A 14450-nucleotide genomic window follows, 5' to 3' on the forward strand; every position below is an offset into this window, starting at 1 on the left:
AGGTTATTAATGCAAAATTCTAAAAATCAAATGGTTGACTTATTGATTTCACATCATCAGATTTTAGTTCGATCTAGAGCTTACTCTGAAAAATTGTCTCAGTGGGGCAAAGAGAATATTGAACAAGGAGCTGTCATTCATGAAGATTATGTTATATTTGACCCTTTACCTGAAGAAGCTTTCGGAGCTAATGTTTTTTTAAAATTAACAAATAATTTTGTTATGGATGAAAATACACAACGATGTATTGTGACACCTTTTTATATTGATAATAGTAATAATGTTGAAGTAGCATCAGCTGCAGAAAAATTCAAAATAAACATAGAATTTGATACCTCTTTATATGATCTTTACTATGAAATTTGCGAAGATGATGAAGTTTTTTACAAATTTACCTTTGTTCCAGCAGAAAAACCTATAGTAGCCCGATACTTGATTGACGATCCTTGGGGAGGAGAAAAAAATAAAGCGCTTAAACTTGGTTTTTTGTAACTAATTAATTTATATAAATAATTCAATTTTTAATAGAAATGAAATTTAGTTTATATATGTGAAGTATTACATTGTTGATTAGTGAAATTAGAAAGTAAATAGAAATATATATATAGTGTTTTATATCATGCAGATATTATCAAAAATCACTATAATTAAATCTAAATAAAAATCTATTTCCACTATGGTGCTGCCGATGGCCTGACCGAATAGACCGATCTAGGCAATCGTACCATCAACAAACTGTATTACGGTTCCGGCCATCTGCACCAGAATAACCTGGACGGTCAGATTATCAGCAACATCGAGCGCGATCTGCTGCACCGGGAAACCCTGCGCAGCCAGAGTAGAATGCACACCAGTTTTCAATACGACCGTACTGGCCGCCTGACCGGCAAACAGACCAAACGACCTGGAGCGGGTATCCTGCCGGATATCATACTGGGCCGCAGCTATAGCTACGATAATCTGGACCGGCTGGCAGGCAAAAAACAACAACCGACAGGGACAGAGCGATTACCGCTACGACGTAACCGGACGCATCGAAAGCTGCCGCAACGAAGCATACTGGGAAACCCTGCAATACGATGCTGCGGCCAACCTGCTGGACAGAAGATGCGGTGAAGAAGAAAGCAATCAGAACCTGATCCGTTTTAATCAGCTGTTCAGTTCCCGAGGACTGAAAACAGCTACGACGAACACGGATTAGGTGGAGTTATGGTACGTGGCAGATCTATTCACCCGGCTATAATGATATTGTCCAAAAAGGATTGCATTTTTATGCTCCTGGAGGTGTTGAATTATCAATAAGACCCGATCACAAAGATGGTATAACCTTTACTAATGCAATTCCAAATGAGAGAAGTAGTCTAAAAGTAACAAAAGCCATCATACTAGCAAAAGAATGCTTTGAAAATGATATGAATTTTAGAAATGATATTTTAAATAAAGCCAATGAAGGTGTACGTTCTGTTTTAGCTCATGCCAAGACACAACAAACAGATTTGCGTAATTTAGCTAATGGTAGGTCGAGAGAGCTACGTGATATTGGACGTAATGTACAAAGATATAATGCTAAAATAGGTTGCTCATAATGAATAAAGAATGGAAACCCATATTTCAAATAGAGTTAATGGATATTATTAACAGTCTACACATTAAAAAATTGCATGTCGGATCATCTGATTCTCTTATTTATGAAACGATGGGAGAACCAGAATTACCTGTAGCAAGACTGAACAGAAAATCAAAAATATTTAGTCATCTATATGGCAATGTCAATATTTTATCTAAAAATAACACTGTAATAAGTATAGATATTGACATGCATGGTTTTAGAAAAAAGATGGTAATTCTTGGTAGAATAAATAGCTGGAAACTTAATAATTGGCTAGAGCTATCTAAAATAAAAAATTGGAATGTAAATAAAATTTGTGATGTAGTTCGACTTGAAGGAAAAGGAATAGTTATTTGTTTATCACCGGATGGAAAAGTAGGGATGATTTCTCTTTCTTGAATAACTTTTAACTGTTTCCAATATAATATTGCTGGCTGATTAATTGAACAAACCTATCTGGACGGGCGTAAATAACAACTAAGCTACGACCTACTGAGCAACCGCATCGCCACCACCCTGCCGGACGGACGCACCATCAACAAACTATTATGGTTCCGGCCATCTGCACCAGATTAACCTGGACGGCCAGATTATCTGCGATATCGAGCGAGACCTGCTGCATCGGGAAATCCTGCGCAGCCAGAGTAGAATGCACACCAGTTTTCAATACGACCGTACCGGCCGCCTGACCGGCAAACAGACCAAACGACCTGGAGCGGGTATCCTGCCGGATATCATACTGGGCCGCAGCTATAGCTACGATAATCTGGACCGGCTGGCAGGCAAAAAACAACAACCGACAGGGACAGAGCGATTACCGCTACGACGTAACCGGACGCATCGAAAGCTGCCGCAACGAAGCATACTGGGAAACCCTGCAATACGATGCTGCGGCCAACCTGCTGGACAGAAGATGCGGTGAAGAAGAAAGCAATCAGAACCTGATCCGTTTTAATCAGCTGCTCAGTTCCCGAGGACTGAAAACAGCTACGACGAACACGGACGTACCCGCAGCAAACAAACCGCTAGCGGTCATACCGACGTGAACGACATGCCGGAGGAGCTGACGGATAGGGCCGGTGAAATCGTCTGGGAATGCTCATACCAGCTGTGGAGTAAACCGATACAGGAGATTACCCATAGAGAGATACAGCAGGACCTGAGGTATCAGGGACAGTATTTAGACAGAGAAACCGGATTGCACTACAATACTTTCAGGTATTATGATCCTGATACAGGTCGCTTTACACAGCCGGATCCGATTGGATTGGCCGGTAGCTTTAATCTTTATCAGTATGCGCCAAATACGCTGATTTGGATCGATCCGTGGGGTTCGAAAAACTGGGATATATAATAATATGCTCGGTTTTCCAGTTACCAGAAGCACCATATTATTTCGTAGCAATTGCGAAATCATAAATTGTTTTAAAGAGCTGGCGCAAATATTCATACAAGCAATAAAATTATTTATCTGTCGACTTCGGAGGATGTCCATTCTACTCGAACAATTCACAGAGGATCTTATCCTGATTATACAAAATCAATAGAAGCTGAAATGGACAAATTAGTAGAAATAGGGGAAAAAATAAGTGGACCCAGGCTGATTACAAAGAAACTTTAGACAAACTAATTAAAGAGAAAAGAGCTGATTTACGTAAGGGAAAAGTGATTTTGAACAAAATTCAATCCGATCTAAAGGATCCAAAGGATGTTAAGATGATATCTAGACTAAGGTGTGGTGATGTTTATCCAGATAGATATTGATTTCAATTTAAAGAAGAGGAAATTTCAATAGTTGATTTAATGTAATGCCAAAAAATTCATTTAAAAAATCCCTTGATTTTTACTTTAAATAAAAAATAAGTGAGAAAAGATTACTGTCTTATGATTATTATATGAGTGACGGTCCTGATTTTATTTCACCCAAACTGACCACTTTGTTGGAAAATAATGATGAATTCTTAAAAGAAGTGCAGTTGCTTGATGCAATTGTGATTATCAATGGCCAGAGCCATTATGGTTTTAAAGTATTTAATCCGTTGCGTTTTTTATCTTGTATGGATATGGATAAATCTGAAAGCACACCGGTTCTAGATAGTCAGCCTGATGGACCAAGGAGATTTACTAAAAAAGTTTTTAAGCAGGATGTCACTGAAGATTTTTGGATAGTCAGGTGCTTAGAGGATTCAAGCTGTGTAATGATTTCAGATAAGTTAAGGCAGTTTTTTATTGATAATCATATCAAAGGTATTAATCTAAAAGACTAATGATAATTTCAGGCAACTGAGTGATATTTTTCAATTACTGATGGTTATTAAACGCCTGTTTATGTCAAATTAATCTTGTAGCTATAACTTGTAAACCAATCCGGCAATCGCACCACCTTCCAGTGGGACGGGCTGCAGATGATTCAGGAAAGCTGTGCAGACGAACGGAAGAGCCTGTATCTGTATACCGGTGAAGGCAGCTATGAACCGCTGGCGCGGATAGATAGAAACGGTAATCAGAAACAACACATCTACTACTTCCATACCGATCTGAACGGTATGCCGGAGGAGCTGACAGATGAAGCCGGTGAAATCGTCTGGGAATGCTTATACCAGCTATGGGGCAAACCAATACAGGAAATTATCCATCGGGAGATACAGGAGGTACAACAGAATCTGAGGTATCAAGAGCAGTATTTAGACAGAAAAACCAGACTGCACTACAATACTTTCAGTTACTATGATCCGGATACAGGCCGTTTTACTCAGCCGGACCCGATAGGGTTAGCCGGTGGCTTTAATCTGTATCAGTATGCACCGAATGCGCTGATGTGGATTGATCCGAAAGGATTGAAATCATGCTTTACAAATGCTAAAGCTCAATCAAATGCGCAAAAGATAATTGAAAAATACGGTGGTATAAAAACTGGTGAAAATCGTTACCAAATGCCAAACAGAAGAGCCGCAAGGCAGACTGCTTCTGAATTAAGTGGAAATTTAGGATCTAATCCTAAAGTTATACATAAATCAAAATTTGAAGGAGGTCCTTATGGTTGGAAAAAATCTAATGGAAAAATAGGAATGCAAAGTGCCGATGAAAATGCTGGCTGGAGAGATGATGTATTAGGTCATCCTCATTTAGGTGCTGGTCCACATGTTAATGTTTGGAATAAAAGTAAAGGTATATTGGATAATTTGCATTTGGATTATTAACTATGGATAAAATTATATACCGGTGCACTTCGGAAGTAAGGATTAATCGCAATACGAAAGATCTTGTTTGGTATATTTCTGAAGAAGAATTTAAAAATAACGAAGAAGTTGCTGACTTTAACCCCTGGAATAAAGATGAAGCAATTACAATTGCAAAAAGTTATTTGATGGATGATTGTGTAGTGATTTTTAGACCGGCAAGAATGGAAGATCGCATTAGTCGAAGTCGCGATGCTCCTGTTATGTTTTATTTTATAGAAATAATGAATCAAGATGAGTCTATAAAATTTACCTCTAGACGTATTTATCCTTGGGAAAAAGTTATTGAGTTTGCATCTTGGTTTAAAGGATTATCATTTGTTGCAGCAACAAGAGTTTGGAAAGTAAAAAAATTATAAACAAATAGATAAATTTTCTGTTGAAATTCTAACTGTTTTGGAATTTCATTTTATTCATTAACTCATTATCTCAATGAAATAAATATCATTTACAAAATTGATGCAGTTTTGATTTATATATTGGAACAAAAAAGTGAGTTTTATTAATTTAAAAAGTCGAAAAGAAATTAAATCTTTTCGGCTTTTTATAATTTGACACTGTCCAGTCTATCCATCAGAAGCCGAACCAGAACTCATCAACAAACTGTATTATGGTTCTGGCCATCTGCACCAGATTAACCCGGACGGCCAGATTATCAGCGACATCGAGCGCGACCACCTGCATCGGGAAACCCTGCGCAGCCAAGGCAGTATGAATACCAGTTTCAATACGACCGCACCAGCCGCCTGACCGAAAAACAGACCAAACGTCCGGGGTATCATAATGGACCGCAGCACAGCTACGATAATCTGGACCGGCTGGTAGGCAAAAAACACAATCGCCAGGGACAGAGCGATTACCGCTACGACGTAACCGGACGAACCCGCAGCAAACAGACCGCCAGCGGTACCCAGTATTACCATTACGATGCCGAACACCGCCTGACCGAAGTGCGTATCGAACAGCTGAACCATACTGAACGCTATGGCTACGTCTACGATGCCCTCGGCCGGCGGATTGAAAAACACCGGCTGGACAGTGACGGCAAGCCATGCAACCGCACCACCTTCCTGTGGGACAGGATGCAGATGATTCAGGAAAGCAGTGCAGACAAACGGCAGAGCCTGCGGTATCAAGGACAGTATTTAGACAGAGAAACCGGACTGCACTACAATACTCTCAGGTACGATGATTCAGACATAGGCCGCTTTACTCAGTCTGATACGATTGGATTTCTGGGTAGCTATAATCTATAAGTATGTGCCTAATGCGTTTATGTGGATTAATCCGTAAGGTTGGGCATGTAAACCAAACCATCAAGCGGGGAAGAGTCCTAAAAAATATGGACATGCCTGTAATCGACATGGTTCTCAACTAAAAAAAACAATAGGTAATGGATAGAGCAGAAACTTTGAACAAACCTCAAGGTCATTTTAGTGATAACAGAATGATAGAAGAGGCGTTTGATAAAGCACCTAAAACACCTGGAATACATGATGTTAAAGTATCACAAATATCAAAAGTGTATTATCCTGATGGGACTACAAAAACAACTGATATAGTTAGGGTTGTTATCTATGAAAATAGAGGTCCTATTACAGCATATCCTTATATCCTTGGAGACTAAATATGAATATTAATTTAATTATAAAAGAAAAGCCTACTGAGCTGGATGAATATCTAAATCAAGAAGATATGGAAGCATCACCTTTCGAATTTGCTCTTCTAGAGCTAGATCAGTATGTAAATGGGTATATTGATATCTCATTTGAAAATAAACCAAATATTGTTTTAAATTTATTTAATGATTTTATGGTTTGTTTTGACTGTATAATCCGTTCTATAAATGCGACCAAATTCGCACATTCTAAAAAAAAAGAAATATGGTTTTGTGAGCAAGGTTCGGATTTCTATTTATTTTATGAAGTTAAAGATGAAATAATTTATTTAACCTTTAAAAAAGGAAAATCTGTAGGTCTGCCAAATAGAAATACACCCGATTTTTCTGTAGAAGTAAATAAAATAGAATATTTTAAGCAATGGGAAAATTTGTTCCAAAAATTAAGCATAATTTTTGAAAAAAAACTTCATAAAAAAATCCCTATACCCTTTTAATTCTTAATAACGTGTAAAAGCTCGAATAAATCAATATAAATTTATTTCAAAAAATGATATTCAAAATGCTCGCTCAAATAATATATTAAAACAATCAGATGGACGTTGGGTTGTAGTAGGATCGAAAGACAGAATTCATCTGATAGAAAAAGATGGTTCTAAGATCGCTACCTCTATGCAGGATATATCTAGAGATAATATTCAGTCTCGAATCAAAAAGGGCGTTGGGAAAGATTAACACAAAGCGGTTGGTAAAATAACCTTAAACGGTAAGTCAAATTCACTTAATGGAACAGTGGGTAACAATCATGTCACTATTGAAAGTGTTGATTTATGAAAATGACAATTTATAAGCCTGCAGAAGAAAGAATATGGGCTGATATTAGTAACGAAAGTAATGTAGACTCAGATATAGTTGGTTTAACGCAGTCAGACAAGGTAGAAGATTTCTTTGGTAACTCCGTTATTATTCATGAGGGTGATTATGTATATTTATATGAAGATATGCGAGAAGATAACGGTGAGGTGAGTTATATATTTTTTGAAGGTTATGTTATTCCTAATCCATACGATTTTTTACCATATAAATGGTGTTGTAAGCTGACAGGAGATAAACCATATTTTGAATATTCGGATGAATATAATAAACGATTTAGCATGAAAAATAATAAATGACAAAAATATTTATAAATTTATTCTATTATTAATTTATATAATTTAAAAAGTCGAAAAGAAATTAAATCTTTTCGACTTTTTATAATTTGATACTGTCGAGTCTATCCATCAGAAGCCGAACCGGAACTGATCAGCTTCAGCTACGATAATCTGGATCCCGGAGTACCGCAATAAATAGAGCTTGGGCACAAGAAAAAACATTATTGCAAAATGGAGGAAAAGGAACTCGAGCTTGGACAGCTAAAGAAAGAGCACTAATTTTAAATATACCAAATAGTCAACTTACCAAAATTATGTCTAAGGCAGATTATACTGGACATCATATAAATTCTGTTGAGGGAAATGGCTCTCTAGGAGCAAAATGGAATGAGGATCCGAGAAATATTGTTTTCTTACAAAATGATCGTCATCCTGGTGGTTTTAATGAACATGTTCGTGAACCAAAGGGGCATAAAGGAACTACAAGAAATTCAACCAATGGACGTTTGATAGATCGAGGCGCTACTTTAAGACAACGATGCTGAAGGTGAAAATATATGTTTATTGATAATAGTCTGCGTAAATTTGCAGAAATATTTCAAAATAGTAATACAAGTTTGGGGGTAATGAAGTATTCTAATACGAAAGTGAAAGCTGATAAAATTGACCTTCCATTAACTGGTGAGATTCTATATTTTTATGATCATATGATACTTGAAGATGGGCCAATATTAGGAAACGATTTATATATTCGATTTATCGAAAAAAATCAATTGAAAAATATCCTTGATGGCTGGGATAATGATCCAGAATGGAAAGGTAGTTATATCATATTTGCTGAACGTAATGGTGATGTGTTGTTATGTGATTCATCTGACATTAAATCTCCTGTTTATGGTAGTGTACAGATGGATATGTATAAATTAACTGACTCATTAAGTGATTTTTTAGATATTTATTCAAACCTTATTAAAGTGGAAGAGGTTGAGTTTGGCGGTGATGTAGCTGATGGTGATTTTAATTATAAACCTGAATATTTATTAAGAATTGAAGAGGAATTAAACAAAAAATCTTTCTTCTAAATTGTTTGTAGATAATTTTATGTATTTTTTCTTTGGATAATCGACTATATAAAAACGTATAGTTTCTCCAATAATCCGTTATAGCTTTTTGATTTACTGCAGAGGTGGGTACCCAGCCCACCTTATTTATGAAAATAAAATAAGAGTATATTTTGTACTTGTTGACAAACATTGAAATTATCACATATTTCTAGTACAACGCTGCCAGCCAGCTTATTGGCGCCACCCTGCCGGACGGGTGTACCATCAACAAACTGTATTATGGTTCCGGCCATCTGCACCAGATTAACCTGGACGGTCAGATTATCAGCGACATCGAGCGCGACCACCTGCACCGGGAAACCCTGCGCAGCCAGGGCAGAATGAATACCAGTTTTCAATACGACCGCAGCAGCCGCCTGACCGGCAAACAGACCAGCCGTCCGGGAGCAGGCATCCTGCCAGATAACATACTGGACCGCAACTACAGCTACGACAATCTGGACCGGCTGGTAAGCAAAAAACACAACCGACAGGGACAGAGCGATTACCGCTACGACGTAACCGGACGCATCGAAAGCTGCCGCAACGAATCCTACTGGGAAACCCTGCAATACGATGCTGCGGCCAACCTGCTGGATAGAAGACGCGGTGAAGAAGAAAGCAATCAAAACCTGATCCGCTTTAATCAGCTGCTCAGCTTCCGCGGACTGAAATACAGCTAAGACGAACACGGACGTACCCACAGCAAACAAACCGCCAGCGGTACCCAGTATTACCATTACGATGCCGAACACCGCCTGACCGAAGTGCGTATCGAACAGCTGAACCATACTGAACGCTACGGCTACGTTTACGATGCCCTCGGCCGGCGGATTGAAAAACACCGGCTGGACCGTGACGGCAAACCATGCAACCGCACCACCTTCCTGTGGGACAGGATGCAGATGATTCAGGAAAGCAATGCAGACGAACGGCAGAGCCTGTATCTGTATACTGACGAAGGCAGCTATGAACCGCTGGCGCGGATAGACAGAAACGGTAATCAGGAACAACACATCTACTACTTCCATACCGACCTGAACGGCTTGCCGGAGGAACTGACGAATGAAGCCGGTGAAATCGTCTGGGAATGTTCATACCAGCTGTGGGGTAAACCGATACAGGAGATTGCCCATCAAGAGATACAACAGAACCCGAGGTATCAGGGACAGTATTCAGAGAAACCGGACTGCACTACAATACTTTTAGATACTACGATCCGGATATAGGCCGCTTTACTCAGACCGATCCGATTGGATTGGCCAGCGGATTTAATTTGTATCAGTATGCTTTGAATGCGCTGATTTGGGTCGATCCGTGGGGATTAAAATGTAAAGTAAAAAAGGTCAGATGGAACTTCTAAGAAGCAAACTAGTTGGATATCAAGAAAAGTACGGAAAGACTTAGATTCTAGTCTAAAGAAAAAATTCCAATCAGTACAACAGAAAGGGATAGTTGCACCCACAGCTAATCAGGGAATAATCAAATTGAAAAGCACAGAACCTTTGACAAAGGTAGGTTACACCCATAGATTAAAAATTTTAGGTAAAGGTGGTGATTCGAGAATATATGGAAAGCAACAACCAAATGGACATATTATTTTTGATAGAAATCAAGGACATTGGAAATGATTAATTTGCCAGACTATATAATAGAGAGTAATATTGATTATATACTTCATCGATTAAAAGATATAGCAAGCATTAGGTTAAAAAATATTCTTAATGAATATTATATGGATTTAGGCATCAAAAATAAAAAGGATATTCAATTTCTTTCTTTTAAAGAAAGTCTTAGCATAATTCTAACTGGATTCTATACAGAACCAGTTTTTGAATTACGTTTTAATATATATAATGAAAATGAATTTTATATAGGTTACTACCAATACTTGACCGAGTTTGATTTTACATATGTAGATGAATTTTTTGTTGCAAAATGATAAAAATTTTATTGACATTATCTAGTTAGCTATCACAATGGCACTAGCTTAACAAACTAAGCAACTGAATCGCTACCATATAACAACCTTAATAACTTCGAAAGCAAATACCAAAGTAAACCTGAATATAGTAATTATCATTAACATGTCACTGGTTGATCGGAAGTTGATGCAATCAATACTATTGATAAACCTTGCAACGATACCGCGGCCAACTAGCTCGATATGTAATCAAAAAAATAGCTAGGAAAGCAGCGCAGACAAACGGCGGAGTCTATATCTGTATACCGATAAAGGCAGCTATGAACCGCTGGCGCGGATAGAAAGAAACGGTAATCAGGAACAGCATATCTACTACTTCCATACCGACCTGAACGGCATGCCAGAAGAACTGACGGATGAAGCCGGTGAAATTGTGTGGGAATGCTCATACTAGCAGTGGGGCAAACCGGTACAGGAGATTGCTCATACAGAGATACAACAGAACCTGAGGTATCAGGGGCAGTATTCAGACAGCAGAGAAACCGGACTGCACTACCATACTTTCAGGTACGACGATCCGGATACAGGCCGCTTTACCCAGCCGGATCCGATTGGTTTAGATAGCGGACTCAATCTTTATCAGTATGTACCTAATGCGCTTACTTGGATCGATCCGTGAGTACTACGTCAGACTTTCTGCGGAAAAGCTCAAAATAGAAGCGTTCGTTATTCATCAAGAAAAAAAGCTAAAGGAGCAACTGCACATGCACACCATGGAAGAAAAAGACCGATACCACCTAAGCATCCACCTCATAATGCCACTGATAGTGAATATAAGAAATGGAGAGGAAAGAACGGTGTATAAGCAACAACAAAATTATAAAAAGCCAGAATCACATCCATATTCTAAAACATCCTAAACCGCATTTTTATGAAGGACAGAAACCAGATATACATACCAACGTGAATGATAATATTGCAAATACGCATCATATTTTTTAATGAGATTAATTATGAATCCTTTAAATTTTTTTATTGATAATTTTATTTCTAAGAACAGAAAAGAACGTTGGCAATATCTAGCAAATGGGAAATGGGAAAAATTCGCTGATAAAATCAAAGATCTTGATAAACATCTGAACAATAATTGTGATATTATTGATAATAATGCCTTAGAGAAATTTAAAGAGATTATTAAGAAATATAATATCAAATCTGGATATTATTATGATTTTTATTCAAATAAATTAGAATTAAGAGTAGATGATTTTCATGATATCCGTGACGATAGTCTTTTAATTTGCCCAGACAAAAAAATTGCTTTCTTTTTTCATCATGATGGATGGATATGGTTTTGCAAAATAAATGATAATTTAATTAATTTTTAAAATTTAGAAGGCTTGCTAAACCGCACAGCATTGCATTTACTCTTCTAAAATCTGATTCGCTGTAACAAGTTACCGAGCTTTAGAGGATGTAAATACCAGTACGACGCTCATGGCCACATCAGCAGCAAACAAACTACCGGTAGCACTCAGTACTACCACTATGATGCCGAACACCACCTCATCGAATTATGTATAGAAGAACTGGATTGCACCCATCGTTAGGGTGCTATGTCTATAATGCATTAGAATGACGTTTTGAAAAATACCGGCTGGACAAAGACAGCCAACCTTATAATCTCGTACCAGCTTTATGTGTGATGGTTTAAGAATGATTGAGGGAACCAAACTGACCCGACAGCAAAGCCTGTACCTGTATACTGACACCGACAGTTATGAACCGCTGGCGTGAATAGACAGAAACAGTAATCAGGAACAACACATCTACTACCTCCATACCGACTTGAACGGCATACTGGAGGAACTAACGGATGAGGCTGGTAAAATCGTCTGGGAATGCTCATACCAGCTGTGGGGCAAACCGAAACAGGAGATTGCCCATAGAGAGATACAACAGAACCTGAGATATCAGAGGATAGTATTTAGACAGAGAAACCGGACTTCACTACAATACTTTCAGGTATTATGATCCGGATATAGGTCGCTTTATTCAGCCTGATCCGATAGGACTAAGAGGAGGATACAATCTTTATCAGTATGCACCCAATGCATTGATTTGAGTGGATAAATATGGTTTAAGTTGTATTACAAATTCAAATTTATATGCTACAGGCAATAAATCAAAGCCGAGAGCACTTAGAATTGATGGGTACAATTTAAAGCCTGGACAAAAAGCTGATTTATATTTAGACAAAAATGGATTAACTACACCAAATCAAGGCGGTGCTTCAACATTTAAAACTCCAGAACAATTACCATTAACTGGAAATTACCATAAAATTCCAGAAGGAACTACTTTACCTAATGGATTAGCTGTCAAATTTGATGGTCAAGATGTAGGTGGAACAATGTCACCCGGTCATGCAACAATATATCCGACGAAACCAATGAAGCCTGAAATTTATGTTGAATTATATAATTCCTTACCTTGGGAACATATTGGAAAAAAATAAAATGTGTAAATCAAATCAAATGCAAATTCTTTTTGATGAATGTATAAAATTACAAGATAACTTATTAAATAATATATTTTTATTATCGGAATGTCCTAATTTAGTAAAATTAATAAAAAAAAATTTAACAGGTGATATAAATGCATCTTTATTATATATTATTAAGCAATTATCAGAAGAAATAAAAGTTAGTTTACTACCAAATATTATAGAAATAATGAAAAACTTAGATGGAAAAACCAAGTTATGTCAAGATATTATTTTATCCATGGATAGAGAGTGGTTAAAAAAAAATATTTGGTCATATTCTAAATATGTCTTCGATGATCAAGATTATCAAAGATTTGGAATATTTATGTATTTATTTAATTCTATAAGCGATGAGTTATCCCAAAAGCTTGCTATTCTAGCTTTAGAAAGTAATGATGAAGATGTTCGTGAGATAGGACAGATTTATTTCGACTCATCATCGAAGATATAATATTAATTAAGAAACGGATATCTCTCTTAATTATTTTTATTGCTATTTAAATATAAATAATAAGGTTTTGTAGGATACTTAAAATCCATAGCAATTTTTAATTGACAAAATTAATTAAATTGCAAATAAAATTAGCTTCTAACTATAAGAAATAGTTACTGGAAACCACACATATCCCGACCCAATCAAAATCTGCGGTATCAGGGAAAGTATTGAGACAGAGAAACCGGACTGCACTACAATACTTTTAGATACTACGATCCAGATACAGGCCGCTCTACCTAGCCAGATCTGATTGGACTAAGAGGAGGATACAATCTTTATCAGTATGCGCCTAACTCGCTTAACTGGTTAGACCCACTTGGACTAAGTTGTAGTTACAATAGTAAATCGAAGCGTTGGCATGATAATGAAACTGGCCGTTTTACTAAACGTCCAACTAATACTGCTGATTTAGTTGAGAGTGGATGTATCAACATGGCATATATGGTAATGCAGCTAAAGGTCCGACAGTTAGGATTACAGATATCCCGAACAAAAATTGGAAAAAACAAGAAGTATTTACAACAGATGGAAAATGGGAAAAATTTAAAGGTAATGAGAATAAGGCACATATTCCATTAGACGGTTCAGGCTTTTAACTTATGAATGAAAATATACTTAATAATTTTTTAAAAAATAGACCATCTTATCTTGCTTATGAGGATGAACTTAAGCTAATAGATATTATGATGAAGTTACCAATGGATTGGCTGATTAAAAATGAGGCCGAATTTATTGAAGCATTAAATACCTTAGATGTTTCTC

At 37.2% G+C, this 14450-nt stretch carries 29 protein-coding genes and 2 pseudogenes; 28 read left to right on the plus strand and 3 right to left on the minus strand.

Annotation, left to right across the window (positions count from 1 at the left end):
- The first annotated feature begins 9 nt into the window (after window positions 1–9).
- A complete protein-coding gene (gene comJ / locus GY065_RS01060; protein WP_174832716.1) occupies window positions 10–492 on the plus strand; it encodes a competence protein ComJ in 483 nt (160 codons plus the stop codon).
- Window positions 493–711: 219 nt separating this feature from the next.
- Here comJ and GY065_RS01065 read toward each other — a convergent pair whose 3' ends face one another.
- A complete protein-coding gene (locus tag GY065_RS01065) occupies window positions 712–849 on the minus strand; it encodes a hypothetical protein (RefSeq protein ID WP_174832718.1) in 138 nt (45 codons plus the stop codon).
- Here GY065_RS01065 and GY065_RS01070 point away from each other — a divergent pair.
- The 3 genes from GY065_RS01070 (at window position 844) to GY065_RS01080 (ending at window position 2008) form a co-directional block, all read left to right on the plus strand.
- Window positions 844–1116, plus strand: a complete 273-nt coding sequence (locus GY065_RS01070) for a hypothetical protein (protein ID WP_174832720.1) — start codon at window positions 844–846, stop codon at window positions 1114–1116. The two genes, GY065_RS01065 and GY065_RS01070, sit on opposite strands and share 6 nt — an antisense overlap.
- Window positions 1117–1262: 146 nt before the next feature.
- Complete coding sequence (locus tag GY065_RS01075) at window positions 1263–1586, plus strand: hypothetical protein (protein ID WP_174832722.1); 324 nt, start codon at window positions 1263–1265, stop codon at window positions 1584–1586.
- On the plus strand, window positions 1586–2008 hold the full coding sequence (locus tag GY065_RS01080) for a hypothetical protein (protein WP_174832724.1): 423 nt from the start codon (window positions 1586–1588) through the stop codon (window positions 2006–2008). Before GY065_RS01075 ends, GY065_RS01080 begins: the two co-directional genes overlap by 1 nt.
- A 136-nt stretch (window positions 2009–2144) precedes the next feature.
- Here GY065_RS01080 and GY065_RS13330 read toward each other — a convergent pair whose 3' ends face one another.
- The gene (locus GY065_RS13330; RefSeq protein ID WP_256433010.1) at window positions 2145–2276 is read right to left on the minus strand and encodes a hypothetical protein; all 132 of its coding nucleotides are present in this window, start codon (window positions 2274–2276) and stop codon (window positions 2145–2147) included.
- Between GY065_RS13330 and GY065_RS01085 the strand changes: the two genes are divergently transcribed.
- The 11 genes and pseudogenes from GY065_RS01085 to GY065_RS01135 all read left to right on the plus strand — a co-directional run bounded on the left by GY065_RS01085 (window position 2259) and on the right by GY065_RS01135 (window position 8699).
- Complete coding sequence (locus GY065_RS01085; RefSeq protein WP_174832720.1) at window positions 2259–2531, plus strand: hypothetical protein; 273 nt, start codon at window positions 2259–2261, stop codon at window positions 2529–2531. The genes GY065_RS13330 and GY065_RS01085 overlap by 18 nt on opposite strands.
- A 120-nt stretch (window positions 2532–2651) precedes the next feature.
- Window positions 2652–2963, plus strand: coding sequence for an RHS repeat-associated core domain-containing protein (locus tag GY065_RS01090; RefSeq protein WP_202984015.1), 312 nt, complete (start codon window positions 2652–2654; stop codon window positions 2961–2963).
- Window positions 2964–3504: 541 nt separating this feature from the next.
- The gene (locus GY065_RS01095; protein ID WP_174832726.1) at window positions 3505–3876 is read left to right on the plus strand and encodes a hypothetical protein; all 372 of its coding nucleotides are present in this window, start codon (window positions 3505–3507) and stop codon (window positions 3874–3876) included.
- Window positions 3877–4014: 138 nt separating this feature from the next.
- Window positions 4015–4809 (plus strand): RHS repeat domain-containing protein, encoded by a 795-nt coding sequence (locus tag GY065_RS01100; protein WP_174832728.1) that lies wholly within the window; start codon window positions 4015–4017, stop codon window positions 4807–4809.
- A 2-nt stretch (window positions 4810–4811) separates the two neighbouring features.
- Complete coding sequence (locus GY065_RS01105) at window positions 4812–5207, plus strand: hypothetical protein (RefSeq protein WP_174832730.1); 396 nt, start codon at window positions 4812–4814, stop codon at window positions 5205–5207.
- Window positions 5208–5666: 459 nt separating this feature from the next.
- Entirely contained in the window at window positions 5667–6104 is a 438-nt protein-coding gene (locus tag GY065_RS12910) for an RHS repeat-associated core domain-containing protein (RefSeq protein ID WP_256433012.1), read from the plus strand.
- A 137-nt stretch (window positions 6105–6241) separates the two neighbouring features.
- Window positions 6242–6475 (plus strand): hypothetical protein, encoded by a 234-nt coding sequence (locus GY065_RS01115; RefSeq protein ID WP_174832732.1) that lies wholly within the window; start codon window positions 6242–6244, stop codon window positions 6473–6475.
- Window positions 6476–6477: 2 nt separating this feature from the next.
- On the plus strand, window positions 6478–6963 hold the full coding sequence (locus tag GY065_RS01120) for a hypothetical protein (protein ID WP_174832734.1): 486 nt from the start codon (window positions 6478–6480) through the stop codon (window positions 6961–6963).
- A 333-nt stretch (window positions 6964–7296) separates the two neighbouring features.
- Complete coding sequence (locus tag GY065_RS01125) at window positions 7297–7638, plus strand: hypothetical protein (RefSeq protein ID WP_174832736.1); 342 nt, start codon at window positions 7297–7299, stop codon at window positions 7636–7638.
- Window positions 7639–7805: 167 nt separating this feature from the next.
- A pseudogene (locus tag GY065_RS01130) lies at window positions 7806–8162 on the plus strand (hypothetical protein); the annotation flags it as partial.
- Window positions 8163–8174: 12 nt separating this feature from the next.
- Entirely contained in the window at window positions 8175–8699 is a 525-nt protein-coding gene (locus GY065_RS01135; protein ID WP_174832738.1) for a hypothetical protein, read from the plus strand.
- Between the two features lie 122 nt (window positions 8700–8821).
- Here GY065_RS01135 and GY065_RS01140 read toward each other — a convergent pair whose 3' ends face one another.
- A complete protein-coding gene (locus GY065_RS01140; protein WP_174832740.1) occupies window positions 8822–9079 on the minus strand; it encodes a hypothetical protein in 258 nt (85 codons plus the stop codon).
- On the opposite strand from GY065_RS01140, the gene GY065_RS01145 reads away from it, so the two are divergent.
- The 13 genes and pseudogenes from GY065_RS01145 to GY065_RS01195 all read left to right on the plus strand — a co-directional run bounded on the left by GY065_RS01145 (window position 9062) and on the right by GY065_RS01195 (window position 14284).
- Window positions 9062–9403: a hypothetical protein gene (locus GY065_RS01145; protein WP_174832742.1), complete on the plus strand. Its 342-nt coding sequence runs from the start codon at window positions 9062–9064 to the stop codon at window positions 9401–9403. The genes GY065_RS01140 and GY065_RS01145 overlap by 18 nt on opposite strands.
- An 84-nt stretch (window positions 9404–9487) precedes the next feature.
- A complete protein-coding gene (locus GY065_RS01150; protein WP_174832744.1) occupies window positions 9488–9949 on the plus strand; it encodes an RHS domain-containing protein in 462 nt (153 codons plus the stop codon).
- Window positions 9946–10083, plus strand: a complete 138-nt coding sequence (locus GY065_RS13485) for an RHS repeat domain-containing protein (RefSeq protein ID WP_370578547.1) — start codon at window positions 9946–9948, stop codon at window positions 10081–10083. Before GY065_RS01150 ends, GY065_RS13485 begins: the two co-directional genes overlap by 4 nt.
- 124 nt (window positions 10084–10207) lie before the next feature.
- Window positions 10208–10351: a hypothetical protein gene (locus tag GY065_RS01160; RefSeq protein WP_174832746.1), complete on the plus strand. Its 144-nt coding sequence runs from the start codon at window positions 10208–10210 to the stop codon at window positions 10349–10351.
- Window positions 10348–10662, plus strand: a complete 315-nt coding sequence (locus GY065_RS01165; RefSeq protein ID WP_174832748.1) for a hypothetical protein — start codon at window positions 10348–10350, stop codon at window positions 10660–10662. Before GY065_RS01160 ends, GY065_RS01165 begins: the two co-directional genes overlap by 4 nt.
- A 349-nt stretch (window positions 10663–11011) precedes the next feature.
- Window positions 11012–11098 (plus strand): RHS domain-containing protein, encoded by an 87-nt coding sequence (locus GY065_RS13490; protein ID WP_371731919.1) that lies wholly within the window; start codon window positions 11012–11014, stop codon window positions 11096–11098.
- A gap of 15 nt (window positions 11099–11113) precedes the next feature.
- Window positions 11114–11323 (plus strand): annotated as a pseudogene (locus tag GY065_RS13495) (RHS repeat-associated core domain-containing protein); the annotation flags it as partial.
- A 334-nt stretch (window positions 11324–11657) separates the two neighbouring features.
- Window positions 11658–12032 carry a hypothetical protein gene (locus GY065_RS01175; protein WP_174832750.1) on the plus strand — a complete coding sequence of 125 codons (375 nt, stop codon included), beginning with the start codon at window positions 11658–11660 and terminating at the stop codon, window positions 12030–12032.
- Window positions 12033–12471: 439 nt separating this feature from the next.
- Window positions 12472–12678, plus strand: a complete 207-nt coding sequence (locus tag GY065_RS01180) for an RHS domain-containing protein (RefSeq protein ID WP_371731920.1) — start codon at window positions 12472–12474, stop codon at window positions 12676–12678.
- Between the two features lie 7 nt (window positions 12679–12685).
- Window positions 12686–12769, plus strand: a complete 84-nt coding sequence (locus tag GY065_RS13500) for an RHS repeat-associated core domain-containing protein (protein ID WP_371731921.1) — start codon at window positions 12686–12688, stop codon at window positions 12767–12769.
- Window positions 12770–13162, plus strand: coding sequence for a hypothetical protein (locus tag GY065_RS13165; protein ID WP_174832752.1), 393 nt, complete (start codon window positions 12770–12772; stop codon window positions 13160–13162).
- The gene (locus GY065_RS01190) at window positions 13149–13643 is read left to right on the plus strand and encodes a hypothetical protein (RefSeq protein WP_174832754.1); all 495 of its coding nucleotides are present in this window, start codon (window positions 13149–13151) and stop codon (window positions 13641–13643) included. Before GY065_RS13165 ends, GY065_RS01190 begins: the two co-directional genes overlap by 14 nt.
- A 467-nt stretch (window positions 13644–14110) precedes the next feature.
- Entirely contained in the window at window positions 14111–14284 is a 174-nt protein-coding gene (locus GY065_RS01195; RefSeq protein WP_174832756.1) for a hypothetical protein, read from the plus strand.
- Window positions 14285–14450 lie beyond the last annotated feature (166 nt).

The organism is Snodgrassella sp. ESL0323 (assembly GCF_013346865.1).
In the GTDB taxonomy this organism is placed as follows: Bacteria; Pseudomonadota; Gammaproteobacteria; order Burkholderiales; family Neisseriaceae; genus Snodgrassella; species Snodgrassella alvi.

Excerpts from the sequence above, each read along its gene's own strand:
- GY065_RS01145 (WP_174832742.1), top strand. The coding sequence starts at position 9,062 with ATGAATACCAGTTTTCAATACGACCGCAGCAGCCGCCTGACCGGCAAA.
- GY065_RS01105 (WP_174832730.1), top strand. The coding sequence starts at position 4,812 with ATGGATAAAATTATATACCGGTGCACTTCGGAAGTAAGGATTAATCGC.
- GY065_RS01080 (WP_174832724.1), top strand. The coding sequence starts at position 1,586 with ATGAATAAAGAATGGAAACCCATATTTCAAATAGAGTTAATGGATATT.
- GY065_RS01085 (WP_174832720.1), top strand. The coding sequence starts at position 2,259 with ATGCACACCAGTTTTCAATACGACCGTACCGGCCGCCTGACCGGCAAA.
- GY065_RS01165 (WP_174832748.1), top strand. The coding sequence starts at position 10,348 with ATGATTAATTTGCCAGACTATATAATAGAGAGTAATATTGATTATATA.
- GY065_RS01095 (WP_174832726.1), top strand. The coding sequence starts at position 3,505 with ATGAGTGACGGTCCTGATTTTATTTCACCCAAACTGACCACTTTGTTG.
- comJ (WP_174832716.1), top strand. The coding sequence starts at position 10 with ATGCAAAATTCTAAAAATCAAATGGTTGACTTATTGATTTCACATCAT.
- GY065_RS01120 (WP_174832734.1), top strand. The coding sequence starts at position 6,478 with ATGAATATTAATTTAATTATAAAAGAAAAGCCTACTGAGCTGGATGAA.
- GY065_RS01175 (WP_174832750.1), top strand. The coding sequence starts at position 11,658 with ATGAATCCTTTAAATTTTTTTATTGATAATTTTATTTCTAAGAACAGA.
- GY065_RS01070 (WP_174832720.1), top strand. The coding sequence starts at position 844 with ATGCACACCAGTTTTCAATACGACCGTACTGGCCGCCTGACCGGCAAA.
- GY065_RS01125 (WP_174832736.1), top strand. The coding sequence starts at position 7,297 with ATGAAAATGACAATTTATAAGCCTGCAGAAGAAAGAATATGGGCTGAT.
- GY065_RS01195 (WP_174832756.1), top strand. The coding sequence starts at position 14,111 with ATGTATCAACATGGCATATATGGTAATGCAGCTAAAGGTCCGACAGTT.
- GY065_RS01100 (WP_174832728.1), top strand. The coding sequence starts at position 4,015 with ATGATTCAGGAAAGCTGTGCAGACGAACGGAAGAGCCTGTATCTGTAT.
- GY065_RS01135 (WP_174832738.1), top strand. The coding sequence starts at position 8,175 with ATGTTTATTGATAATAGTCTGCGTAAATTTGCAGAAATATTTCAAAAT.
- GY065_RS01115 (WP_174832732.1), top strand. The coding sequence starts at position 6,242 with ATGGATAGAGCAGAAACTTTGAACAAACCTCAAGGTCATTTTAGTGAT.